Annotated in this window: 18 protein-coding genes; 3 read left to right on the forward strand and 15 right to left on the reverse strand. The window is 57.0% G+C overall.

Translation table 11 applies throughout. The features are described from left to right. The first annotated feature begins 121 nt into the window (after positions 1 to 121). Positions 122 to 964, forward strand: coding sequence for an endonuclease VIII (gene nei, locus J3362_RS14675; RefSeq protein ID WP_349520642.1), 843 nt, complete (start codon positions 122 to 124; stop codon positions 962 to 964). On the opposite strand, the gene J3362_RS14680 is transcribed toward nei, so the two are convergent. The 5 genes from J3362_RS14680 to J3362_RS14700 all read right to left on the reverse strand — a co-directional run bounded on the left by J3362_RS14680 (position 961) and on the right by J3362_RS14700 (position 8,791). Continuing rightward, a complete protein-coding gene (locus J3362_RS14680; protein WP_349520643.1) occupies positions 961 to 1,950 on the reverse strand; it encodes an L-threonylcarbamoyladenylate synthase in 990 nt (329 codons plus the stop codon). The two genes, nei and J3362_RS14680, sit on opposite strands and share 4 nt — an antisense overlap. 6 nt (positions 1,951 to 1,956) lie before the next feature. Continuing rightward, a complete protein-coding gene (locus J3362_RS14685; protein ID WP_349520645.1) occupies positions 1,957 to 2,778 on the reverse strand; it encodes a DUF6671 family protein in 822 nt (273 codons plus the stop codon). Next, on the reverse strand, positions 2,778 to 5,165 hold the full coding sequence (locus tag J3362_RS14690) for a YbcC family protein (protein ID WP_349520646.1): 2,388 nt from the start codon (positions 5,163 to 5,165) through the stop codon (positions 2,778 to 2,780). Before J3362_RS14690 ends, J3362_RS14685 begins: the two co-directional genes overlap by 1 nt. Further along, positions 5,165 to 6,739, reverse strand: coding sequence for an NADH-quinone oxidoreductase subunit L (locus J3362_RS14695; RefSeq protein WP_349520649.1), 1,575 nt, complete (start codon positions 6,737 to 6,739; stop codon positions 5,165 to 5,167). Before J3362_RS14695 ends, J3362_RS14690 begins: the two co-directional genes overlap by 1 nt. Before the next feature lie 126 nt (positions 6,740 to 6,865). Beyond that, positions 6,866 to 8,791 carry a methyl-accepting chemotaxis protein gene (locus tag J3362_RS14700; protein WP_349520651.1) on the reverse strand — a complete coding sequence of 642 codons (1,926 nt, stop codon included), beginning with the start codon at positions 8,789 to 8,791 and terminating at the stop codon, positions 6,866 to 6,868. Between the two features lie 302 nt (positions 8,792 to 9,093). Between J3362_RS14700 and J3362_RS14705 the strand changes: the two genes are divergently transcribed. After that, the gene (locus tag J3362_RS14705) at positions 9,094 to 9,678 is read left to right on the forward strand and encodes a hypothetical protein (RefSeq protein ID WP_349520652.1); all 585 of its coding nucleotides are present in this window, start codon (positions 9,094 to 9,096) and stop codon (positions 9,676 to 9,678) included. Between the two features lie 38 nt (positions 9,679 to 9,716). On the opposite strand, the gene J3362_RS14710 is transcribed toward J3362_RS14705, so the two are convergent. The 10 genes from J3362_RS14710 to J3362_RS14755 form a co-directional block, all read right to left on the reverse strand. Then, on the reverse strand, positions 9,717 to 12,152 hold the full coding sequence (locus tag J3362_RS14710) for a sensor domain-containing protein (protein ID WP_349520653.1): 2,436 nt from the start codon (positions 12,150 to 12,152) through the stop codon (positions 9,717 to 9,719). A 106-nt stretch (positions 12,153 to 12,258) separates the two neighbouring features. Continuing rightward, positions 12,259 to 12,516, reverse strand: a complete 258-nt coding sequence (locus J3362_RS14715) for a sulfurtransferase TusA family protein (RefSeq protein WP_349520655.1) — start codon at positions 12,514 to 12,516, stop codon at positions 12,259 to 12,261. Continuing rightward, complete coding sequence (locus J3362_RS14720; RefSeq protein WP_264753977.1) at positions 12,491 to 12,619, reverse strand: hypothetical protein; 129 nt, start codon at positions 12,617 to 12,619, stop codon at positions 12,491 to 12,493. The genes J3362_RS14715 and J3362_RS14720 overlap by 26 nt, the downstream gene beginning before the upstream one ends. Then, positions 12,616 to 13,788 (reverse strand): formate dehydrogenase subunit gamma, encoded by a 1,173-nt coding sequence (locus J3362_RS14725; protein WP_349520656.1) that lies wholly within the window; start codon positions 13,786 to 13,788, stop codon positions 12,616 to 12,618. Before J3362_RS14725 ends, J3362_RS14720 begins: the two co-directional genes overlap by 4 nt. 87 nt (positions 13,789 to 13,875) lie before the next feature. Beyond that, positions 13,876 to 14,484 carry a formate dehydrogenase FDH3 subunit beta gene (gene fdh3B / locus J3362_RS14730; RefSeq protein ID WP_041645983.1) on the reverse strand — a complete coding sequence of 203 codons (609 nt, stop codon included), beginning with the start codon at positions 14,482 to 14,484 and terminating at the stop codon, positions 13,876 to 13,878. Between the two features lie 15 nt (positions 14,485 to 14,499). After that, positions 14,500 to 17,385 carry a formate dehydrogenase subunit alpha gene (locus J3362_RS14735; protein ID WP_349520658.1) on the reverse strand — a complete coding sequence of 962 codons (2,886 nt, stop codon included), beginning with the start codon at positions 17,383 to 17,385 and terminating at the stop codon, positions 14,500 to 14,502. Between the two features lie 90 nt (positions 17,386 to 17,475). Further along, positions 17,476 to 17,667 (reverse strand): twin-arginine translocation signal domain-containing protein, encoded by a 192-nt coding sequence (locus J3362_RS14740; RefSeq protein ID WP_081449860.1) that lies wholly within the window; start codon positions 17,665 to 17,667, stop codon positions 17,476 to 17,478. A gap of 41 nt (positions 17,668 to 17,708) precedes the next feature. Further along, positions 17,709 to 18,320 carry a TorD/DmsD family molecular chaperone gene (locus tag J3362_RS14745; RefSeq protein WP_349520660.1) on the reverse strand — a complete coding sequence of 204 codons (612 nt, stop codon included), beginning with the start codon at positions 18,318 to 18,320 and terminating at the stop codon, positions 17,709 to 17,711. A 109-nt stretch (positions 18,321 to 18,429) separates the two neighbouring features. Continuing rightward, positions 18,430 to 19,056, reverse strand: a complete 627-nt coding sequence (locus J3362_RS14750) for a DUF3306 domain-containing protein (protein WP_349520662.1) — start codon at positions 19,054 to 19,056, stop codon at positions 18,430 to 18,432. Beyond that, positions 19,056 to 19,634, reverse strand: a complete 579-nt coding sequence (locus J3362_RS14755; protein ID WP_349520663.1) for a DUF3305 domain-containing protein — start codon at positions 19,632 to 19,634, stop codon at positions 19,056 to 19,058. The genes J3362_RS14750 and J3362_RS14755 overlap by 1 nt, the downstream gene beginning before the upstream one ends. Before the next feature lie 143 nt (positions 19,635 to 19,777). Between J3362_RS14755 and J3362_RS14760 the strand changes: the two genes are divergently transcribed. Further along, positions 19,778 to 21,757, forward strand: coding sequence for a 4Fe-4S binding protein (locus J3362_RS14760; RefSeq protein ID WP_349520665.1), 1,980 nt, complete (start codon positions 19,778 to 19,780; stop codon positions 21,755 to 21,757). Positions 21,758 to 21,759 lie beyond the last annotated feature (2 nt).

Consider the following 21,759-nt stretch of genomic DNA (forward strand, 5'->3'; position numbering starts at 1 on the left):
GTAAAGGGCTTACCCGGATCCGGACAAAACTTTGTGACCCGACAACTCCGAATTGCTGAAAGCAACGTAGGGTAAAGCTCACCTGTAATACAGATAGAACCGGTCAGGAGCGGTAACGAGTATGCCCGAAGGTCCCGAAATACGCCGCATGGTCGATGACATTCATAAGGCCGTTGGTGGCAAGACAGCGCAATCTGTGTTTTTTGCCTTTGAACACCTGAAGCCTTTCGAGAGTGCCCTTCGGGGACGCAGAGTCGAGAGAGTGGAGGCGCGGAGCAAAGCCGTGTTGGTGTTTTTTGAGGCCACAGATGAAGACGGGCCGTGGTGCGTTTACAGCCATAACCAGCTGTATGGCAAGTGGCGCATGGGCAAACCCGATCGGGAACCGAGTACAAACCGGCAACTGCGATTTGCCATTATCGGTCCGAAGAAAGCGGCCCGGTTGTACAGCGCCTCCGACATCCAACTGGTTCGGCCCGATGAATTGAGCGAGGTGCCCTATCTGTCACGGCTGGGGCCAGACCCTCTCAATCAGGAGGTCAGCGTCGATCAACTGTTGGCGGTGTTTGATGACAAGCGGTTCCGGGGCCGGAACCTGGGTGGTTTGCTGTTGGACCAGGCGTTCGTTGCCGGAATCGGTAATTACCTTCGCTCGGAAATCCTCTTTGAGGCGGGGATTTCACCGCGGGCACGGCCTCGTGATCTGGACGCCGATCAGCAGTCGAGATTGGCGGAAGCGATTCTGACACTGGTGCAGCGGACCTACCAGTTAAAGGGCATCACCAATCCGCCCGACCGTGCAGAGCGGCTCAAACAGGAAGGATGGACGTTCGGGCAGCGCCGGCACATGGTGTTTAACCGCGATGGTGAACGCTGCCACGATTGCGCGGCGCCTCTTGTTAAAACCATGATGGCCAGCCGGCGGCTGTATTATTGCCCTGAGTGCCAGGGTGTGCCGGATTAGGCGAATTGTTCGGTACAGGCCCGTCCCAGCCGATCGTGAACGGCCAGCCACTGGCTTTCCCGGGGCGGAAGCTCAATCACGATCCGATCCACGTTCGCCTTGTCCATGGCGTGCATGGCGGTGTAGAGCATGCGAGCGTACTCGTTCGGATCGGCGCTGAGCATAATGGACTCGGAAGCCAGCTCGCCCGGGGCAGACTGCCACCAGATAACGCCAATCTTTTCACCTGCCGGTGTGACTTCTGGCAGAAGCCTGGCAAACCGATCCGTGGCCACTCCAACGGTAGGTGTGACCGGCTGGTAGTGGCGCTTTACGCTCCCCGGTACGGCCTGGCTGGCCGCTTTGCCCGGGGCGAGCGCGATTCCGAGGCAGGCTTCGATATCGCTCTGGCCGATCTGCCCCGGTCGTGCGATGACTGGGGTTTCGCCGGTCAGATCGACAATGGTGGATTCAATGCCTACCGAACAGTCTCCGCCGTCCAGAACTGCCTCGATTTTTCCGGACAGGCCCGCGAGTACGTGCTCTGCGGTGGTCGGGCTGATCCTGCCATAGGGATTGGCGGACGGGGCGACAAGATCCCTGCCAAGCCGTTGCATGGTCGCCAGCGTGGCCGGGTGCGCCGGCATCCTGACCGCCACACCCGGATTGCCGCCGGTAATAAAATCGCTGACGCCGCTTTTCTTTGGCAGTAGCAACGTAAGCGGGCCGGGCCAGAATGCCTGGATCAGCTGCCTGGCAGTCTCCGGAATCTGGTCGATCCAGAGACTGAGCCGGTCCGGTGATGCTACATGCACGATCAGCGGGTGTCCGACCGGGCGCTGTTTCGCCTCGAATACTTTCCGGACCGCCTGATCGTTGCTGGCATCGGCCGCAAGCCCGTACACGGTTTCGGTGGGTATAGCGACGAGGTGGCCGGCAAGAAGCAGGCTGGCGGCTTTCTCTATGTCACCTGATTGTGTTGCGTCTAACTTGATGGTTGCGGGCATAAGGTCTCAGGGGTTACAGGTTGGGCAAAAATCAGGTTCCGTTGTCACAGCCTCCACGGGGCGCGGCTCTAGGTAGTCGCAGGCGTGGCAGGACCAGACAAAAGTCCTTGGCCGGTCTGTCGGCGTATCGCACGCACTGCATGGCAGGCCGCTCTCGATACTGGTTATCCAGAATCCCGGCAGGGAACACCCTGGGCACAGGCTCTCCATTTTGTCGCGAAGATTTTCTGCCGCAAGTGCAATATTGGCCATTCTGCCGGGCGATTCATGGGCTCGAAGGTCGTACTCAATAAAAATCTGTCCAGACGGCGAGGTGTTCCGGAGCGCTCTGAACAGGGTATGGATTTCCTGATGGTCGCGCAGCCCTTTGTAAATCTCCGGGTGCAGGGCATGGTCGGGCCGCATTACCAGGCCCTGGCCCGCAGGGCATCGATCCAGAAACATCTGCAAGTCCTCAACAGAACGGATGCTGGCCTGCTCAAGGCCAAAAGGCGCGCTGTATTCTCCAAAGAGGGTAAGGTCGTGTTCCGGATCAAACAGGCAAACGACCTCCAGATTGATACAGAACAGGCCACCGCCAAAAGCCCCCTCGCTACCGAGGCCGATACGATTCTCGCCCTGCGCCGCGGCGATTCTGGCTTTCTCGAAAGCAGTCTCCTTCTGACCGGCGAAACGTTCTTTTTCCCGGGTAAAGGTCCCAAGGCGATCGGTGTCGAAGCTGCTGTCGCAGGTTAACGCCAACCCAAGCGGTTCCAGTGGCCGCGCAATGGCGGGCAACTTGCCGTGCCGGGTTAGCAAAACCCCGGAGCGGCCGCCCCAGATCGACATCAATCCTCTCCGCTTTGACCGCCGTTGGAACTTGAACGAGTCGCCACGGGCTGCCACTCATTCCGGTACAACCTCTCGATCGAGGTCTGCTCATCGTCGATCCGGAACAGATACAGCCAGTCGTTATCGATCAGCTCCTGCACAACTTTGTGTTTTTGCGCGATCTCGGCAATGGCTTCCCTGGGCGCCGCCAGATAAACGCTCAGGCGCAAGGGTTCGTGAACCCAGCGCTCGCCATCATGTATCGACTGGAGCGGCAAACCGATTCGCAAATCGCCGCCGTTGCCTTCGAATACGCCCAGGTGGCCGCCAACCACGTTGTGCAGGACCTTGTTGCCGCTACCGTAATGCAGATTGTCGGTAACAGACATGAAGTACTGAAGGTTGATCCAGTGGGTGACCACCATGGGCGCGGTCATGATCAGTTCAAGGATGTTGAAGCCTTCATCCTCGCGCCAGCGGTAGTCGTGGAGGAAGCTGCGTCCGCCCAGGTCCAGGTGTCGCGTGGCGGTACGGGGCGCCACGATAAAGCTGGCGTTGCCGGCAAGACCCCACTCCGGACGCACTTCGGACCAGTCCTGGCTGCGTTTTTTGATGACGCTGTCGACGTCATTCTCGTTCGCGATCCCAAGCCGCAGGGCGCGTTCACGACGTGCCTGTGCGCCGGCATTGGCCAGAAAACCCCTGATCTCGTCGGGAACGTCACCTGAGCACTCGACCTCGTCGGTGGTTGTGTTATGCAGAGCTCCCACGAATCGGGTTTCGGAGGGGATCGGAATCCCCTGCTCAGCCAGGGCCGCACGCACGTCCTTGTCGTTCAGGATGCCGGCAAGTACGCGAACGTTTACCGAACCGGTCTGTCCGCCGCAGGCGCCGCAGTCGAGGGCCGCTGCATGGGGATTGTTACGCGTACTGCTGCCGTGCCCGACAAGGAGAACGGTGGGCGCAAAATCATGAGTCAGGGTCATGGCCCGGAGAATACCCCCGGCCAACTCCGCTTTCTCCGCAGCGCCCAGCAGGGTCCCGTTCTGGCGGATTTCGAACTCGGTCTGTCCCTTATGGAGTTGGTCGACCGGGTTGTCCGAGGACTTGCCAAAAAAGGTTTTGCGAACCATGCGTCCCAGACCTGCCAGGCCCATGCTCTCGATAAAGCTGAAGCTCGCCGGGCCGGCGTTGGAAAACTGTGACCAGTGTGAGTGGTTGGCTAATGATTGCCGGCTGAAGCTGCCGGCAGGTTCGGCCTCAGTAACCTCGAGCGCCGGCGCCAGCAAGCCCGGCAATTGCGGCCGGCAAAAACCGGTTCCCTTGGGTCGATACGAAATCGGGAGGCCGAAGAATCCGGCAAACCCGAGGGTCTGGATAGCGGGGTTCTGGGCTTCCAGCGCACGACGATAGACCTCCGAGCGAACATCGATGCAGAAGGCGGCCTGTAGCTTGAGCGGCTGATCGTCCGACGAGGGATTTTCAGGTCTGGTGAGAAGCTTTTCAGCCAGCTGTGCCTGGTAGGCCGACTCAGCCTCTGTTTGCTGGCGCCAGCCTGTGGTTTGAGATTGCTCATGGGTCTGGAGCATCTCTGGCCAGGCATCCCATTGTTTAAGCCAGCGGTGTTTCAGTTCGGCAAAGATGGCCCCGCCAACGTGTTGGACGTGCCGCCATATGGCGAGCTCCCAGGCCAGTCGGATGGCCAGGAGGCCCGGCAGCAGGTCTTCCTCGTGGCCACTGAGTCGCGCTTGCCAGCGCAAGTAGGCGGCCCAGGATGACCACCCGTTGATATCCAGCAGGAGCGCATGGGCATAATCCGGCGCATAGTCTGGTTTTGATGCCAGGGCGTTGAGGGCATCGGTAATCAGTTTTTCATGCTGATCGGGCAAGACTTGAAACTGGGAGGGCAGGGATGGTTCTTCCATAACGATGGCAATGCCGCGGTCAGCCCGGGTCATCTGCAGCCAGCTGTGATATAGATCCTGGGCATTGCCTTTGAAATCGCCGGCATCCAGGCGCTGGAAGTAGTCGCCGCAAAACTGGCTGATCTGGTGCACAACCTCATCCTGCCAGCCCACGTGATGGGCGGTATCGCGGTTGCGATCCAGCTGGGCGCTGAGATTCTGCCAGTGTTCGGGCATGCTGGCGGTCTCCGCGGCCGCCGGGCCGTTGCCCTGTCCGGCAAGCGCGGCCTGATTCTGGCAGCAGGTACCATTGAGTGCCGCCATGCGTGAAGCGACCCTGGTGAATGGCAGGTCCCGCATTTCCCAGAACGGATTCACGGCGATCATCTGATCCAAGGGCCAGGAGGGCGCGATTCGGGCGCAGGCATCGGTGACTGCCCCCTGCCAATCTGGTGTGTCGATGGTTGCTTCGGTGGTGGCATTAAGGCTCGACGCTAACATTATGCGGACTCCCTGGAACCAGAAGTTGAAGAGACGCTGACCACGGCTCGCGGCCGAACGACATCAGGCAGTTTGGCAGGCCAGATTTTCAGGGTCAGGCGGGTGGACCACTCATCAAGGTAGCCCGCGGCGAACAGGAACCGGTAAAGGCTGGCGCCTGAGGGTGAGAAACGGTGGTAGCGAATCTGGTAGTAGCCGCGTACCAGGATTGCGATAAGGGCAGCGACAAAAGCCACTTCAAGCAGGGTTGCCTGGCTTTCCGGTGGCGCAAGCATCAAACCGAAGAAGGTTTTCTGTAGCCAGTACAGTGCCCAGAAGGCAGCACCAATAATCAGGCCACGGGCAACGGTGAGAACGCCGCCGCCGGCTGACAGGAACTCTGAGAGCAGAATCGTCAGGGCGATGCCTGGCACAATCCATGAAAACATGTGTGCTGTGCCGGCTTCATTGGACAGGAAAACAGTCGGCAGCATGAACAGGCCCGCCAGGGCGGCAGCGGCCAGCCATTGTTTTGCCCCGGGCTCGTTGACGGCAACCAGACGTTTTTTCATCGACAACTCAACGGTATTGCCGGCGTTCAGGAAGGTGTGTGCCTTGTATGCGGAATGTGCAACCAGATGCAGGAGCGCCAGCTCGTATAGCCCCAGAGCGCACTCAACCAACATCCAGCCCATCTGGGAGCAGGTTGACCAGGCCAGCCTTACCTTGATGGAAATACGGGTCATCATGACAAGGCTGGCAAACACCGCCGTGGGGCCTGCGACTGCAAGCAGCAGCCACTGGGCGGCGCTTACTTCGGAAATGAGCGGTGCCATCAGAATCATCAGGAAACCGCCAAGGTTCACAACGCCGGCGTGAAGCAGGGCGGAAACCGGCGTGGGTGATTCCACCACCTGAATCAGCCAACCGTGGAAAGGCATCTGTGCGCATTTGAGCAAAGCAGCCACGGCCATCAAAACCGCAGCGATCTGGGCGCCGGCGGGCACCTCTGTTGCACCGGATACCTGGGCCAGAAGCCGATCAATAAACGGCGTGTCGTACTGGACATAAAGCAGGAGGAACGCCAGTGCCAAGCAGAGCTCCGCAATCCGCGCAAAAATGAATTTTTTGTGCGCGGCCAGGGCGGCGCGCGGGCGATCAGGAAAGAACATCAGCAACTGGTGCAGGCTCACGCTGATGGCAATCCAGCTGACGAGGAACACCAACAAATGATTGGTTATGGCGATCATGGCCACGCTCGCGAGGATCACCTGAAGCCAGATCATGAAACGGCGCTGGCCGGGATCCCCCGCAAGATACCTCTCCGAGAAGCGTCCCAGCACCATGCCCAGCAAAGTGATCAGCAGCAACATGATTGAGGCCAGAGGCGCGTGACTGAACCAGACGCCATCGACCGGCCACCACCAACTTCCGATTGCGGCGGCCAAAGCCGATACAAAGGCAAGCTTGAAGGTCAATGACCGTGCGAGAAGGTTGCTCTGGTTGGTTGCCAATCCGGTCGCCACTGCTCCGGCACCGAAAAGCAGCGGAACCAGCAGTGGGAACAAGGATTCGATCGCCTGAACATCGAACATGCGAGGACCTCGGAATCATAAGTATTTAGTACGCGTAGTATCCGAGGCTTTTGCTGTGAACAAAAATATATATATCTGATTAATTCGTTCGGTATTAAAGAATGATTTCCGGGTGTGGAAACTGGGTCAGGTCCGGTAAGAGTCCAATTGAGACTTCAGTTTTTCAGCGAGTTGTTTCAATGTTTCTGCCGCCTCATTGGTTGATGCGGCGTTCTCCTGGCTGCTGCCAGCCATTTGTCGAATGTGCTCAAGGCGCTGGTTGATGTCTTCAGAAACCTGGCTTTGCTGCTCGGCGGCGCTGGCCATTTCAATGTTGGTATCCCGAATGGTTCTAACGCTCTCGCGCAGTGCCTCGATCGCGTTACCGGTTTCGCGGATCATGTCGTTGGTTTCAGTAGCCAGCTGGCTGCCAACCTCAATAACGTTTGTTACACCGGCAACGCCTTCCTGTAGGTGATTGATCTGATCCTGGATCTCCTTGATTGATTCCTGGGTTCGACGGGCCAGGTTTCTGACTTCGTCGGAGACCACCGCAAAACCTCTGCCGTGCTCACCGGCTCGGGCTGCCTCAATCGCTGCGTTCAGGGCAAGAAGGTTGGTCTGTTCTGAAATGTTTTCGATGACGGAAAGAATATTGCCAATGTTATCCGATGCAGCTCTCAGTGAAGCGCTGGTTTGCACGGAGCTCTGGTTGTTTTCGAGCTGGCTCTGTATTTTTGCGGTGGTTTTTGCAATGAGCGACTGGCCACTTTCGGCCAGACCATCCGCCTCTTTCGCAATGTTTTCGGCCCTGGATGCGCTTTCGGCAACGGTTTGAGCGGTTGCTGTCATTTCATTCATGGCGGTTGCAACCTGCTCTGTCTCCTCGGTTTGTTGCGAGACGACGGTTGCGGAGTCCGATGCAATGCCCCTGAGACTCGACGAGGCCTCAAGCAGGCTTTCCGACGAGCCTTTGGTTTCTGAAATCGTGGTTTGTAACCGATCAAGCAAGCGGTCGAAGCCCTGGGCCATGACATCCAGTTCGCTCTTGCCCGTTGCATTGAACCGCACTGTAAGGTCGCCCTCTCCACTGGCAATGTCGTTGATGGCATTGATCATTTTTTGAAGAGGTCGGGCTACAACCAATTGTGCCAGGGCACTCAGACAGCCGATCAGCACCAGTCCGCCGATCAGAATTGCAATGATCGTCTTGATCGTCTGATTGCGAACCATGGCTGCCACTTCGTCTTCTGAATAGCCGGTTACAATCTGGTACCCCCAGGGGTCGAACGCAGTGCGTTCAAGATTCCAACCTTCCGGCTCGGTTTCCAGCAGGTTTTGCAGTGGATCAGGCTCAATTGTGTTGGAATGCATCCGAAGCCGACCCTTATCGTCCACCAGGGCGAGAAATCCCCTGTCCAGCAGACTGGATGAGGTGATAGCTGCTTCAAGTTCTTCAAGGTCCGCGGAATAGCCCACGTACCAGATGCCGATAATCTGGTTAGACGCGTTGCGGATCGGGCTGTAAGCGGTGAGATAGGGGTTGCCGAGGATATCGACCTGGCCGAAGTAGGCTTCGCCCCGGCTGATGGCCTGCCCCGCTGCGCCGGCCATGTTAAGCGTGGTGCCGATGGCGCGGGATCCATCGCCTTTCTTTACGTTCGTGGAAACCCTTACAAAGTCCTGACCATCCCGGACGAAGAGAGTGGCTGTGCCATCCATGATGTCGGTAATCCCGTCCACCAGATCAAAGTCGTTGTTGATCATGGTGTCGCCAAGAAACAGTGCCGGCGCCGATTTGCCTGCGACGGGTTCCGTTCCCTGAACCCTTGCGGTTCCCATTTGCTGACCGCGTTCAATCAGCAGATTCAGAGAATTCTTTACCCGTTTTGACATGAGCTCGTCGGTGATGGAGAGCATTCCGGTGATCTCCTCGACAAGATCACTCTGCCTTTCTGCCACATCTGCCGTGATCGTTTTCTGCGTGTTCAAAGCGATCACAATGCTTGCGAGCAATGCGATGACCAGCAGAACAACGGCAATCGAGACGATGAACAGTTTTCTGATAGACATGCTGATTCCCCAGAATCTATAAGCCGGACGGACTATTGGAGCGCGCAAACCACTGCGATCTTTGTTATATCGGCCGTGATCGGTGCTTCGTTAATCATTATTTCGTCATTCGTGAATGATTCCAGAAATTGCGACGTGTATGGGCTGTCTAGTGAGCAGCAAAGGGTCCCTGACAGCATTGGCCTGGCTTCGGATTTGTAAAAGCTTTCCGCAATCACCATATTTCGGCGTCCACGAAATGATGCGCCGATAAGTCTGGAACTCAGCGTCTAGTTGCTGTCCCTCCAAGACGTGTGCAAGAAGTGAAAACCGGAAAAGACCGAGGCAAAGAATTGGATTGTGAAAAAAATGGGGCGGTCCTGGCTCGAAGAAAAAAGCACTCGACCCTGACCGCTGGGCTTTATCACCCGAAACCCGAAGCCATTGCAGCCGACTACTGGGGTGTCTTCGTTGATAATACGCCCTACATATTATTGGTGCATGACGAAGAGCGCAGTGCCCGTGAAAAGGCCGAGCGGCTGGCTGAATCGGCCAATTTCCGCACGTTGCTTGAAGCAACCCTGACAGCCTGTGAGCGGATTGAAGCGAAACCCGTTGAAGGCAGCGCCGTGGATTGGGGCGAGTCCCTCACCGTGATAAGCGCCAGTCGCTCTGGCGACGTTGAGACGGGGACAAGAGAAATCGGCGAGGTCAGGGCAATCCTGATGCCTGGTTGTCATCAGGCCGTGGCAGACACACTGTGTATCGACGATACGCTGGCGACTGTGATCGATTTGAAATTCCCGCAGGTTTCGAATTTTGACGATCTTCCAGAACTGTCGGATCGAGACGTGAAAATGTCGCTGGGTAACCTGGAGGCCCGCAAGCATCCACGAGGTGGCCACTAGGATCAGGTGCTCGCCGGCAAACTAATACTGCTGTTTGTTTACTGCGCGCTTGTTTGCGGCGAACGAAGAAAAGCGTCCATCGCATCCGTGCCAATGGGGCGGCTGTAGTAAAAGCCCTGGGCATCGCATTGTGCCTGCTTGAAAAACGCCACCTGAGCCTCGGTTTCAACGCCCTCGGCAATCGTTTTCAGTTTGAGGGTTTTTCCCAAACCGATAATCGCACGCACAATGGCTTTGTCTTCTTCGTCATCCGGCAAATCCATCACGAAAGACCGATCTATTTTCAATTTGTCGATGGGCAGTCTTTTCAGGTAGCTCAGGGAGGAATAGCCGGTACCGAAATCATCAATGGCGATGGTGATGTTTCTCTCTCTGAGTGCGTGAAGCTTCGGTATGGCCCGCTCCGGTTGGTGCATGAACGAGCTCTCGGTTACCTCCAGTTCCAGATGCTCTGGAGGCAATCCGGATTCATCCACAATCGCAAACACCTCTGCAAGAAAGTTCTCATCGTGAAACTGCGAGGCAGCGACATTGATAGAGATGCGTCCTATGTCGAGGCCGGCATCCAGCCAGGCTTTCCCCTGGTGGCAGGCCGTTTGCAGCACCCACTGTCCTATGTTTCTTATGGTGCCATTCTGCTCGGCAATCGGTATGAAGCGATCCGGTGTAATCAGTCCCTTGTCTGGATGCTGCCAGCGTATCAGCGCTTCCATACCGACTAATTTTCCAAGCTCCAGATCAAACTGGGGCTGATACTCAAGAAAGAGCTGATTGTCAGAAACAGCCTTCCTGAGAGCATTCTCGAAGAAAACGTACTCCAGTGCTCGGGCGGTCGAGTCGCTCGAATAGAATGCGTAGGTGTTTCTGCCGTTCTCTTTGGCCTGATACATCGCTGCATCTGCGTCAGCCAGCAGTTCTGCCGCGTCATTGGAGTCCTGCGGAAAGAGGCTGATTCCCATGCTCACGGTTACCCCGATCTCGACATCGTCCATGGCGAACGTCTCTTTAAACGCTTTCATCAGCGTGTCGGCGACCTGTCCGGCATGTTCCGCGCCGTCAATGTCCTCCAGAAGAACGACGAACTCATCACCTCCAAGGCGTGCCGCCGTGTCGGAAGCACGTAGCTGCTCCCTCAGGCGAGCCGCTACGTGCTTGAGCAGTTCGTCCCCCGTGGGATGGCCCATACTGTCATTGATGTTTTTGAATCGATCAATGTCGATGAATAATACCGCTATAGAACGGCCGGTTCGCTCCGACAGACGGATGCTCTGTTGCAATCGGGAATTGAAAAGGAGGCGGTTTGGGAGGCCCGTCAGGGGATCGTGGTGAGCCAGATAATCCAGCTTTTCCTGATGGGCTTTCAGTGTAGAAATATCTGAAAATACCGTCACATAGCCGACCGGCTCGTCTTTGTTGAGAATAGTGCTGATGGTCAGTAGTTCCGGGAAGACACTTCCGTCTTTCCTGCGGCTCCAGATTTCACCACGCCAGTGCCCGTTTTCCCGAACACTTTGCCAAATGGCATTGAAGAAGCTTGGATCGTGTTTTCCCGCATCGAGAAGGTCGGGCGTTTTGCCGATGGCCTCCTCTTCCGTATAGCCCGTAATCTGGGAAAAGGCGTCATTAACCTCAATGATCCTGTTATCCAGATCGCTGATCATCACGCCTTCAACCGTACTCTGGAACACCGTCGCCGCTTGACGCAGCTTGTCATCAGCGATGCGCGCTTCCGTCACATCAATAGCAACTGCATAGATCAACCCCGCCTCGGGGGATGTCACTGATGACCAGGACAGCCAGCGGTAGGAGCCGTCTTTGTGCCGATACCGGTTTTCAAACTCCGATGACCCTTCGCTCTTTTCTATCACTCTGCCGGCTTCACTCAGGGTTTTCTCACGGTCCTCCGGGTGGACGAACTCGATGAAAACCTCCCCTTCCAGTTCGTCGCGACGATAGCCCAGCTTTGTTTCCCAAAGCCCATTGACCCTCACGAACTTGCCCTCGAAGTCGACCATCGCGTTCATCGTCATGCGCTGGTCGAAGAAACTGTCCAATGCTTCCTGGGTCTGACGTTCGCGTGTTACATCAATGATCACGCTATTCCAGCATATGTCTCCATTTTCACGCTGTTTGGGAGTGCCGGTGCCACTCAGCCATTTCACAACACCGGATGCTGGCTTGATCCGCCACTCGTGTCTCCAGAAGGTCATGGTTTCCGCAGAACCACGAATCGACCGGGCCAATCCCTCAACATCTCCAGGCAGAATCATTTCCCATAGTGGGCCCGGATCACGTTTCAGTTGTGCCGCTTCAATCTCCCACAGATCAACACACCCCCGGCTGATGTAGCTCAACTGGTCGGTGCCGTCAGGATGGAGAATATACTGAAAGATTGCCCCGGGAATGCCGTCGGTAAGCTCCAGGTAAAGAGCGTTTTCCTCGCCTGGAGTGGAAAAGAGTGGGTCTGAAATCATCGGAATGCCAACTATTAGAGGTCCTAATTAAAGATAGGCTGTTGGCGCCTTATTTACCAAGAGGGCTTGGCGGAGTGCAGGGAAAATTGAAAGTTCAGATGTGGTTTTATGCGAGGGAAATACGGTAACGGGTGACGCCAGCTTCTTCCTCTCTGGTCCATTCAATCCTGTGACCAGTGATATCACAAAGGGCCTGAAGATCCTTTCGGCCGGTGGGATCATCCGCGAGGAAATCGACCAATGTTCCGCTAGGCAGGTCTTTGGTCCTTTTTTTGAACCGAAGGATGGGGAGAGGACATACCAGACCGACAGCGTCGATCTGGTATACCCCGGGCTGATCAGTCAAGGCGCACACTCGTTGCACTGCTGCCCTGTTCGGCAGCCGACCAACCGAACTGATTGAGCACCATCGGTGCAGCAGTGGCAATCAGCAGAGCTGCGACAAAAGCGGAAATCATGACCTTCACGACGAACCTCCTTTGCCTTGTTTGGCTTCAACCTCAGCGACCCACAGATCGTGGTGCTGACGGGCCCATTCCACGTCCACTTGCCCGTTGCCCATGGCGTCGAACGCGCCCTCCATACCAATGGAGCCGATGTAGATGTGGGCAATGATGGCCAGCATCATCACAAACGCTACAATCGAGTGCCAGATGTTGGCGTATTGCATTTCTTCGTGTGGCGTGAGTTCAGTCGGGAAGCTGGTTCCAATGATGCTGTTGATGATACCGAAGGTGTCGGCAAACATCGGCATATGGAACGGGAATAGCAGCGACAGACCGGACAGGGAAACGGAGGCGCCCAACACCATCACGGTCCAGAAAATGATCTTCTGGCCAGCGTTGAATTTCTTTGCCGAGGGATGACCCTTGGTAAAGATGCCGCCGCCCGCTTTGAGCCATTGCCAGTCCAGCTTGTTGGGAATGTTGTGCGCAACCCACATCACAAAGGTCATCACCAGTCCCAGCATGAAAGACCATGCGATGTTGTTGTGGACCCATTTGGAGCCGGCTGCAATGGTTGCAAAAGCATCGTGGCCGATCACCGGAATCAGGAAGCTGCGCCCCATCAGCGTTAGCAGACCCGTGATGCCGAGTGCGACGAAAGAGCCTGCCAGCAACCAGTGTCCGAATCGCTCGATGGCTTTGAACCGTTCAATGGTTGTGCCCGCAGGGCCCCCATCAATCATGATTTTGCCGCGAACGAAATAGAAGACAACCAGCAGCGCAAGGAAGCCGAGGATGGCGCCACCGCCGTACGTGATGATGGGACCTTCGCGCAGTTGATACCAGGGCATGCCTGCGTCCTGAATCATTACCTCGTTGGCAGGGCCCGGGGATTGAATTCGGGGATCGATCTCGTTGTAACGAATAGAGCGCCAGACATCGGCATCCGAGCGACCGCCATTCGTGCCCAGAGGCGCGGTGGTAGGCGCTGCATTTTCAGAATTTCCGAGGTTTTCAGACCGAAAAGATTCGTCCACCTCCAACTGTTTCTGGCGGCGCATGATGTCTTCGAGGGTTTGAGCTCCCCCGGTCGCAGTCCGGTCAACCGTCGGGGCCTCTTGTGCCCACGCAGGGTTGAACAGCAGCGTCGCCAACACGAGGAGGGCGGCACTAAAAAGTTTTGTTTTCATTAGAGCACTCCAGCGGAATGAACAAGAAGAAATTGTCGTCTTGACCGACGTCGGGGCCCCGAAGGGCCCCGCATGAGTCAGGCCAGTTTATGCACCTTTCTTCTCGTAGGCTGTGCCCCATCCCCAGGCGCCGGAACCGAAACCACGGTTCACAACACGCTGGCGATAGATGTCCGCCACCTCGTTGCCGTCACCGGCCAACAGGGCTTTGGTTGAGCACATTTCCGCACAGATCGGCAGTTTACCCTCAGCAATACGGTTACGACCGTATTTCTGGAATTCCACTGTGGAGTTGTCTTCTTCCGGGCCGCCTGCACAGAACGTGCATTTGTCCATCTTGCCGCGGCTGCCAAAGTTACCCGCTTGCGGGAACTGGGGCGCACCGAACGGGCAAGCGTAGAAGCAATAGCCACAACCGATACAAAGGTCCTTGGAGTGCAGCACCACGCCGTCTTCGGTCTGGTAGAAGCAATCCACCGGGCAGACGGCCATACAGGGGGCGTCTGAACAGTGCATGCAGGCTACCGAAATCGAACGCTCTCCTGGCTTGCCATCTTCGATGGTTACCACTCGGCGACGGTTGATGCCCCAGGGGACCTCGTGCTCGTTCTTACAGGCCGTTACGCACGCATTACATTCGATGCAGCGCTCGGCGTCGCAAAGGAATTTTGCTCTTGCTTGTCCTTCAAGTGCCATGGTCTACACCTCTTGTTATGCCGGCATAATCGAACATAGGGTGGCTTTGGTCTCTTGCATCTGAGTGACCGAGTCATACCCGTATGTTTGAACAGTGTTGGTGGATTCGCCCAGAACGATGGGGTCGGCGCCCTTGGGATACTTGTCCCGCAGGTCCTTGCCCTGATAGTGCCCGCCGAAGTGGAATGGCATGAACGCCACACCCTCTCCAACACGCTCTGTCACCATGGCCTTCACCTTGATCTTCGAGCCTTCCGGACCGGACACCCAGACGTCATTGCCGTCGCGGACATTCAGATTGTTGGCGTCGCGTGGGTTGATCTCGATGAACATATCCTGCTGCAGTTCTGCCAGCCAGGGGTTTGAACGGGTTTCGTCACCGCCACCCTCGTATTCGACCAGACGGCCGGAGGTAAGGATGATCGGGAATTCCTTGCTGAAGTCGTTCTTCTGGATTGACTCGTACAAGGTCGGCACCCGCCAGAACGTTTTGTCCTCGTAGGTCGGATAATCCGCTACCAGGTCGCGACGTGAGGTGTACAGAGGCTCACGATGCAGCGGCACCGGATCCGGGAAGTTCCAGACAATGGCACGTGCCTTGGCGTTACCGAAGGGCGCGCACTCGTGCTTGATGGCCACGCGCTGGATGCCACCGGACAGGTCTGTCTTCCAGTTGGTTGACGCGCCGGCCACTGCTTCAATGCTGGCCCGCTCCTCAGCCGTCAGGTCACCGTCCCAGCCCAGGTCCATCAGCATCTGCATGGTGAACTCGGGATAGCCGTCCTTGATTTCCGAGTTCTTGGAGTAAACACCGTCTGCCAGAATATTCTGGCCGTTGTGTTCAACACCAAAACGGGCCCGGAATGTCAGGCCGCCTTCGGAGACCGGCAGCGACATGTCGTACAGGTTGGCTGTGCCTGGATGGTTCATCTCCGGGGTGCCCCAGGAAGGCCATGGCAAGCCATAGAAATCACCATCGCAAGGTCCACCAACCGCGCGCAGGGTGGTTTTGTCGAAGTGGTGCTGATATTTCATGTGCTTCTTGAGGCGCTCTGGCGACTGGCCGGTGTAGCCGATGGTCCACATGCCGCGGTTGAATTCGCGGGTTATGTCCTCAATCGACGGCTCATCGCCATCAATGGCGATGTTGCGGAACATGCGATCGGTGAAGCCGAACTTGTCCGCAAACAGTTTCATGATTTCATGATCGACCTTGGAATCGAACAGCGGCTCTACCACTTTTTCACGCCACTGCAGAGAACGGTTCGACGCGGTTACCGAGCCGTAGGTCTCGAACTGGGTGGTCGTGGGCAGCAGGTAGGCGCCTTCCTTGCGATCGTGGAGTACGGCAGAAACGGTCGGGAAGGGATCCACTACAACCAGCAGGTCGAGTTTCTCCATGGCTTCCTTCATTTCTGTCATCCGGGTCTGGGAGTTGGGCGCGTGGCCCCACAGAACCATGGCCCGGGTGTTGTCCGGCTGCTCAAGGTTTTCCTTGGCTTCCAGAACACCGTCAATCCAGCGGGAAACCGGAATGCCCTTCTCGTTCATCATGGCGCGGGACTTGCCGTCTTTATCCCAAACGGCAAAGCGGCCTTTGAGGTAGTCCAGATCCTCTTCCCAGACACGGGCCCAGTGAGCCCACGAGCCTGCTGCCAGGCCATAGTAGCCGGGCAGGGTGTCGGCGAGAACGCCCAGATCCGTTGCGCCCTGAACGTTGTCGTGGCCACGGAAGATGTTGGTACCCCCGCCTGCGACGCCCATGTTGCCAAGGGCCAGCTGGAGCACGCAGTAGGCGCGGGTGTTGTTGTTACCGTTGGTGTGCTGGGTACCACCCATACACCAGATAACCGTACCGGGCCGGTTGTTGGCCAGAGTGCGGGCCACACGCTCAAGCTGCGCGCCGGGTGCGCCGGTTACACGCTCAACTTCTTCGGGATTCCAGCGCTTCACTTCCTCGCGAATGTCTTCCATACCGTACACACGGGTACGGATAAATTCTTTGTCTTCCCAGCCATTTTCGAAGATGTGCCAGAGAATACCCCACACCAGCGCTACGTCGGAGCCGGGGCGGAAACGTACAAACTCGTCGGCATGGGCTGCGGTGCGGGTGAAACGCGGGTCGCACACGATCAGCGGCGCGTTATTTTCTTCCTTCGCCTTCAGCACATGTAACAGCGACACCGGGTGCGCCTCGGCAGGGTTGCCCCCGATGATGAAGATCGCCTTGGACTTGTGGATGTCGTTGTAGGAGTTGGTCATTGCGCCGTAGCCCCAGGTATTGGCTACGCCGGCTACGGTTGTGGAGTGGCAGATACGAGCCTGGTGGTCCACGTTGTTGGTGCCCCAGTAGGCCGCAAACTTACGGAACAGGTAGGCCTGCTCGTTGTTGAACTTTGCGCTGCCCAGCCAGTAGACCGAATCGGGACCACTTTGCTCGCGGATTTCGAGCATCTTGTCGCCGATTTCGTTGATGGCGGTGTCCCAGGAAATCTTCTGCCACTGGCCGTTGACCATTTTCATGGGCGACTTGAGACGACGCTCGCCGTGGGCATGCTCCCTTACGGAAGCGCCTTTGGCGCAGTGAGCACCCAGGTTGAAGGGGCTGTCCCAGCCTGGTTCCTGGCCAGTCCACACACCGTTCTGAACTTCGGCTTCGACGGTGCAGCCAACCGAACAGTGCGTACAGACCGATTTCTTGACGACCACTTCTCCGCCACCGGTTGCCGGAGCTGCAGCTTCAACCCGTCCCGATGTCAGCGACAGTGCCGCCAGACCACCCACTGCCACGCCAGACGTTGTCAGGAACTGACGACGGTCCAGAGTCTTGGCAGCGAGAGAAGAAAGCAAAGAGCCTGCACGGGAGCCTTTCGCTACCCCGTTGGTCTTCTTCCTTAACATGTCGTTTACCTCTCTCTTTATTATTCTCGTTTTTTCGGAAAGCTGAGTCTCTCAAGGGCCTTTCGCAACCTCGATCAACTCAAATCCCCGTTAAAAGCGAGCCGATTCGAAATACTTACGTGTGTGCTCGGTATCACGTAAACCGCGGCTTTTTGGAACGTCTGTTCTGACGACCTCGGCTGCGGCGTTCGGTGCAACCGTCATTGCAACGGCAGCTGGCGCTGCTGCTGCAGCCATTTGCAAGAAACGGCGACGGCTGTTTTCACGCTTCGGGTTGTCCATTGGACACCTCCCCCTGGGTTTATGGGACCTTGAGATCCCGGTTACTGAATTGCAAAGGCGTCGGCTTCTACTGCCATGAAGGCTCGACCAAGCGAACCCACTGGTGCGTAAAAAATGGCGCTTTGCGCTTCTTCCAAGTCGGTAAAAAACAAGGCTGCCCACTTTGCCAGGTGGGCATCAAAAAATGCTTTTTGCGACGGCAGACCGCTGTCGCACGGAAATTCCCCGGTGATGATTCCCGCCATGATTTCGCAGAGGGTGGCGATGTGATCTTCCGGCTCCTTTACGTCGCTGCGGGATTTGATGCCGCGGGTCATGAGATCAGTGCGCAGCTCTGCCAGGGGCTTCTCATTCAGGAAGCCAGTGAGGTAGTAGCTGGCGTAAGGGAGCAATTCGCCGCGACCGAGTCCGACAAACAGGTTGTTGAACTCTCTCTCGGCGTCATACGGGTTGGTGCGTTCGGCGAGGGCTGCCAGGTTTTTGCAGGCCGAACCGAGGGGCGTCTCGTCGCCCTGTAGTGACGCCAGTCCCTTCAACAATTCCGTGGAGGGTGGGTCTACAAGCAGGACGCCAAGCAGCTGATAGATCTGGGCCCTGGCACGATCTTCTTCAGAGATCGAACGCGGGCACTGGATTTCCGCAGTGTTACTCAATTCCTGTTCCTTTTAATTATTATGTGCGGCTTGTCACGCTATTCTAGTACACAATCCAGAATATTGGCCTGACCGACCTTTAATTTGCTAATAGCTGAAACGTATTCTGCTAATAGTCAAAACGCATACGAGGGCGGAATCGTGGTTCCGGCTCCTCTTCCGGGTAGCTCGCCTCTTCTTGGGCAAGCTGCTGCTCGGGAAGTTCCGTTGGCGTTGCCATGTCCTCCAGCTCGGGACTGTCCTCAGGATCCGGTTCCCCGGCGGTTGAGGAATCAGGCTCTGCCAACGATGAGACTGCCTGCTTTTCCGACTGATCGTCCACGACGTCCGCGGCTTTTTTGGCTTTGTCGACGAGCCCCTCTCCAACCTTGTATAAAGTTGTCACTGTCTGTCCGGCCGTCGAGGCCAGTGTGTAGTCCTCATCGTAATCATTGAGACCGTCCAGAACGGCCAGTACCGGGTTGGATTTCCATAGTCCCCTCAGGGCCTTCCGGCGTAAGAACTCAGGAATTTCCTTGCGCATGAAACCGGTAATGTCCGTACCCAGTTCGATGTTTTCGGGGTCAGGTAGGCCATACTTCTCTAGCAGTTCCTGTTCCGGCAATGTTTCATTGATCGCAAGTTCCTGTTCTTCCGGGGCTGGTTCAGTCTCGATAACCGGAGGAGGGGATGGTTCCGGGCGCCTGGCGGCTTCGGCTTTCTTGCGAGCCCAACGCTGGAGTCTTGATTCGGCCATTACTGAATTCTCGGCTTTTTGATGTTCGCAGGGGCACGGTAAACGTCGCTTTCCTGGCGAATGCGCGGGTCGCCCTTGGCATCCTCGGCGCCATCAACGCGGACTTCATCGCGGCGACGTTTTTTGAACGGCTCCTCGATGTAGTGCATGTCGATAAATTCCTTGATCCAGGCCGCCATTGATTCGGGAATGGGAACCGCCTCAACAATGCTTTCGCCACTATCAAGGGCGTCCAGTGCCTCATGGGCGCTGGCGGTGATAGTGCTCACGACCCATCCTGAGGGCGACTGGCTCGTTACATCTCTGTCCATGATGATCCATACAGATGGAACGGCCATGTTCAGAGAGACCAGATAGCCCTCGACGTCGGCCCGGAAAAGCTCCATCGTAATGGTGCCCGCGTGGTAATCGACCACATCTTCCTCGCGAACCAATTCTTTCCAGAATGCATCGGGTGCGCCTGGTATAACGGCAACCGGCTTCCAGATTTCCTTTACCCAGCGAGTGACGCCCGGAGATCGGCGAACGACTGCGCCGACCCTCAACTCGCGTTTCCACTGTTCTGTACGACTACTCATGGTGCTTCTCAATTTTTGTTATAGCGTAAAACTAGCAGGGCACAAAAGATTATCCAATTGTCCAAAAGATAATGCCTGTGGCATGCTCGAAAAGCGATACGTAAACGTATACGTATAAAAACAACGAAAGAGTCAATTTCCTGATGACGGCACACAAGACCTTATTACTATGCAGCTGCGACAAATCGCAAACCTTCGATTCAGAGGCTTTGCGCAAAGCCGCGGGCGCTGAACAGGCGATTGCAGTTGATCAACTGTGCGGCAAGGAACTAAGTGTTGCCGCCGAGCATCTGGGCGCCAGCAATGACGTCCTGATTGCCTGTGGCCAGCAGGCGGCTTTGTTCGAGCGCCTCGCCGAGGACGTTCACGCCGAGATCCAACACGCAGCGCCACTCCATTCCATTGATATCAGGGATCGTGCTGGCTGGAGCGCCCCCGACGCGAAGCCCGAGCGCCTGCACGCGAAGCAGGCAGCCCTGATTGCCGCCGCCCAATTGCCGCCGCCCATGGCGCCGGCGAAAACCATTGAGTCCAACGGCGTGTGCTGCATCGTCGGTCCCACCGAGAAGGCAATTCGGATGGCCGGGCTAGTGCAGGACGAACTGGGTGTTACCTGCATTGTTAATGACGCCGGCCCCATTCAGCTGCCATCCGCCGCTTACGACGTGGCCAAGGGCCAACTCACGGGAGCCTACGGTGCACTTGGCAATTTCAAGCTGGAATTTGCCCACCTGCAACCCTTGCACCCGGCCGGTCGCGGTGAGCTGGGTTACGAGGCGGCCAAGCCCACCGCCCGCAGTGAATGCGATGTGTTCATCGATCTGCGGGGCGGCGCCCCGGCATTTCCGAGCCACGAGAAGCGCAACGGCTACTTCTGGGCCGATCCGGAGAAGTCCGGCGAGCTGGAGCGCATTGCACTGACGGCAAGGGAAATGGTGGGTGAATTCGAAAAAACTGTGTACTTCAGGCTCGAAGAGTCTCTGTGCGCGCACTCCCGGGCCAATAAGCCTGGTTGTACACGGTGCCTGGATGTCTGCCCGACCGAGGCTATTTTTTCCTTCGGGGATCACATCCAGATTGATTCGGATATCTGTGCCGGTTGCGGCTCCTGCGCTGCCGTTTGTCCCACCTCTGCAGTGACCATGAATGAGACGCCGTTCGAGGCGATCACCAAGGCTGTGGAAGTGATGGCCAAAGTCTACCGTGAGCATACCCACGAATCACCCCGCCTGGTCTTCCATACCCTGGAGGCTGGCACAGAGGCCATTGCCAACCTGGCCCGCTACGATAATGGTCTCGCGGATGATCTGATCCCGATGGGGCTGGAGCATGTCGACCGGATCGGCCACGCTGAAATCATGGCGGCGTTTGGTGCCGGCTACGCCGAGGTACTGATCCTTGCGGACAACGAACTGGATCGCCGTGCAGTGACCGCAGAAGTGGAGCTGGCCCAGGCCATGCTCAAGGGTACCCACAACTCACCGAGCCGGATCAGGGTTATTTCCGCCATCGAGCTTTGCGGCGCCGGGGACAATGCCGGTCGCGTGAGCGACCCTGTGCTGCTGGTGGGCGGTCGCCGGGATATCACCCGGGTGACAGTGGCCGCCATGTCGGAAAAAATTGAAGAGCCGATTCCGTTGCCCAAAGGTGCGCCTTACGGTGCCATCGAAATTGATTCCGATAAATGCACCCTCTGCCTTGCCTGTGTATCACTATGCCCGACCGGCGCCCTTGGTGACCATCCGGATCGGCCCGAGGTGCAGTTCACGGAAAACGCCTGCGTCCAGTGTGGTATCTGCGAGAGTACCTGCCCGGAGACCGCCATCACCCTGAAGCCCCAGCTTGATGTGTCCAAGGCGGCGCTCAGTGCCCGGGCGTTGCACGGTGAAGAGCCCTTCGAATGCATCAAGTGTGGCACCCCGTTTGGCGTAGCCAGTACGATTAACCGCATCGTCGAGAAGCTGGAAAACCAGCACTGGATGTACAAGAACTCTGATAACGTGCAGCTCATCAAGATGTGCGACGACTGTCGGGTCAAGGCCCAGTTCCATGGCAGCACAGCGCCCATGGCCGGCGGCGAGCGTCCGCGGGTCCGCACCAGTGATGACTATCTGGACAGTTAAAA

Origin of the sequence: Marinobacter sp. NFXS11, from assembly GCF_040148675.1 — a bacterium.
In the GTDB taxonomy this organism is placed as follows: Bacteria; Pseudomonadota; Gammaproteobacteria; order Pseudomonadales; family Oleiphilaceae; genus Marinobacter.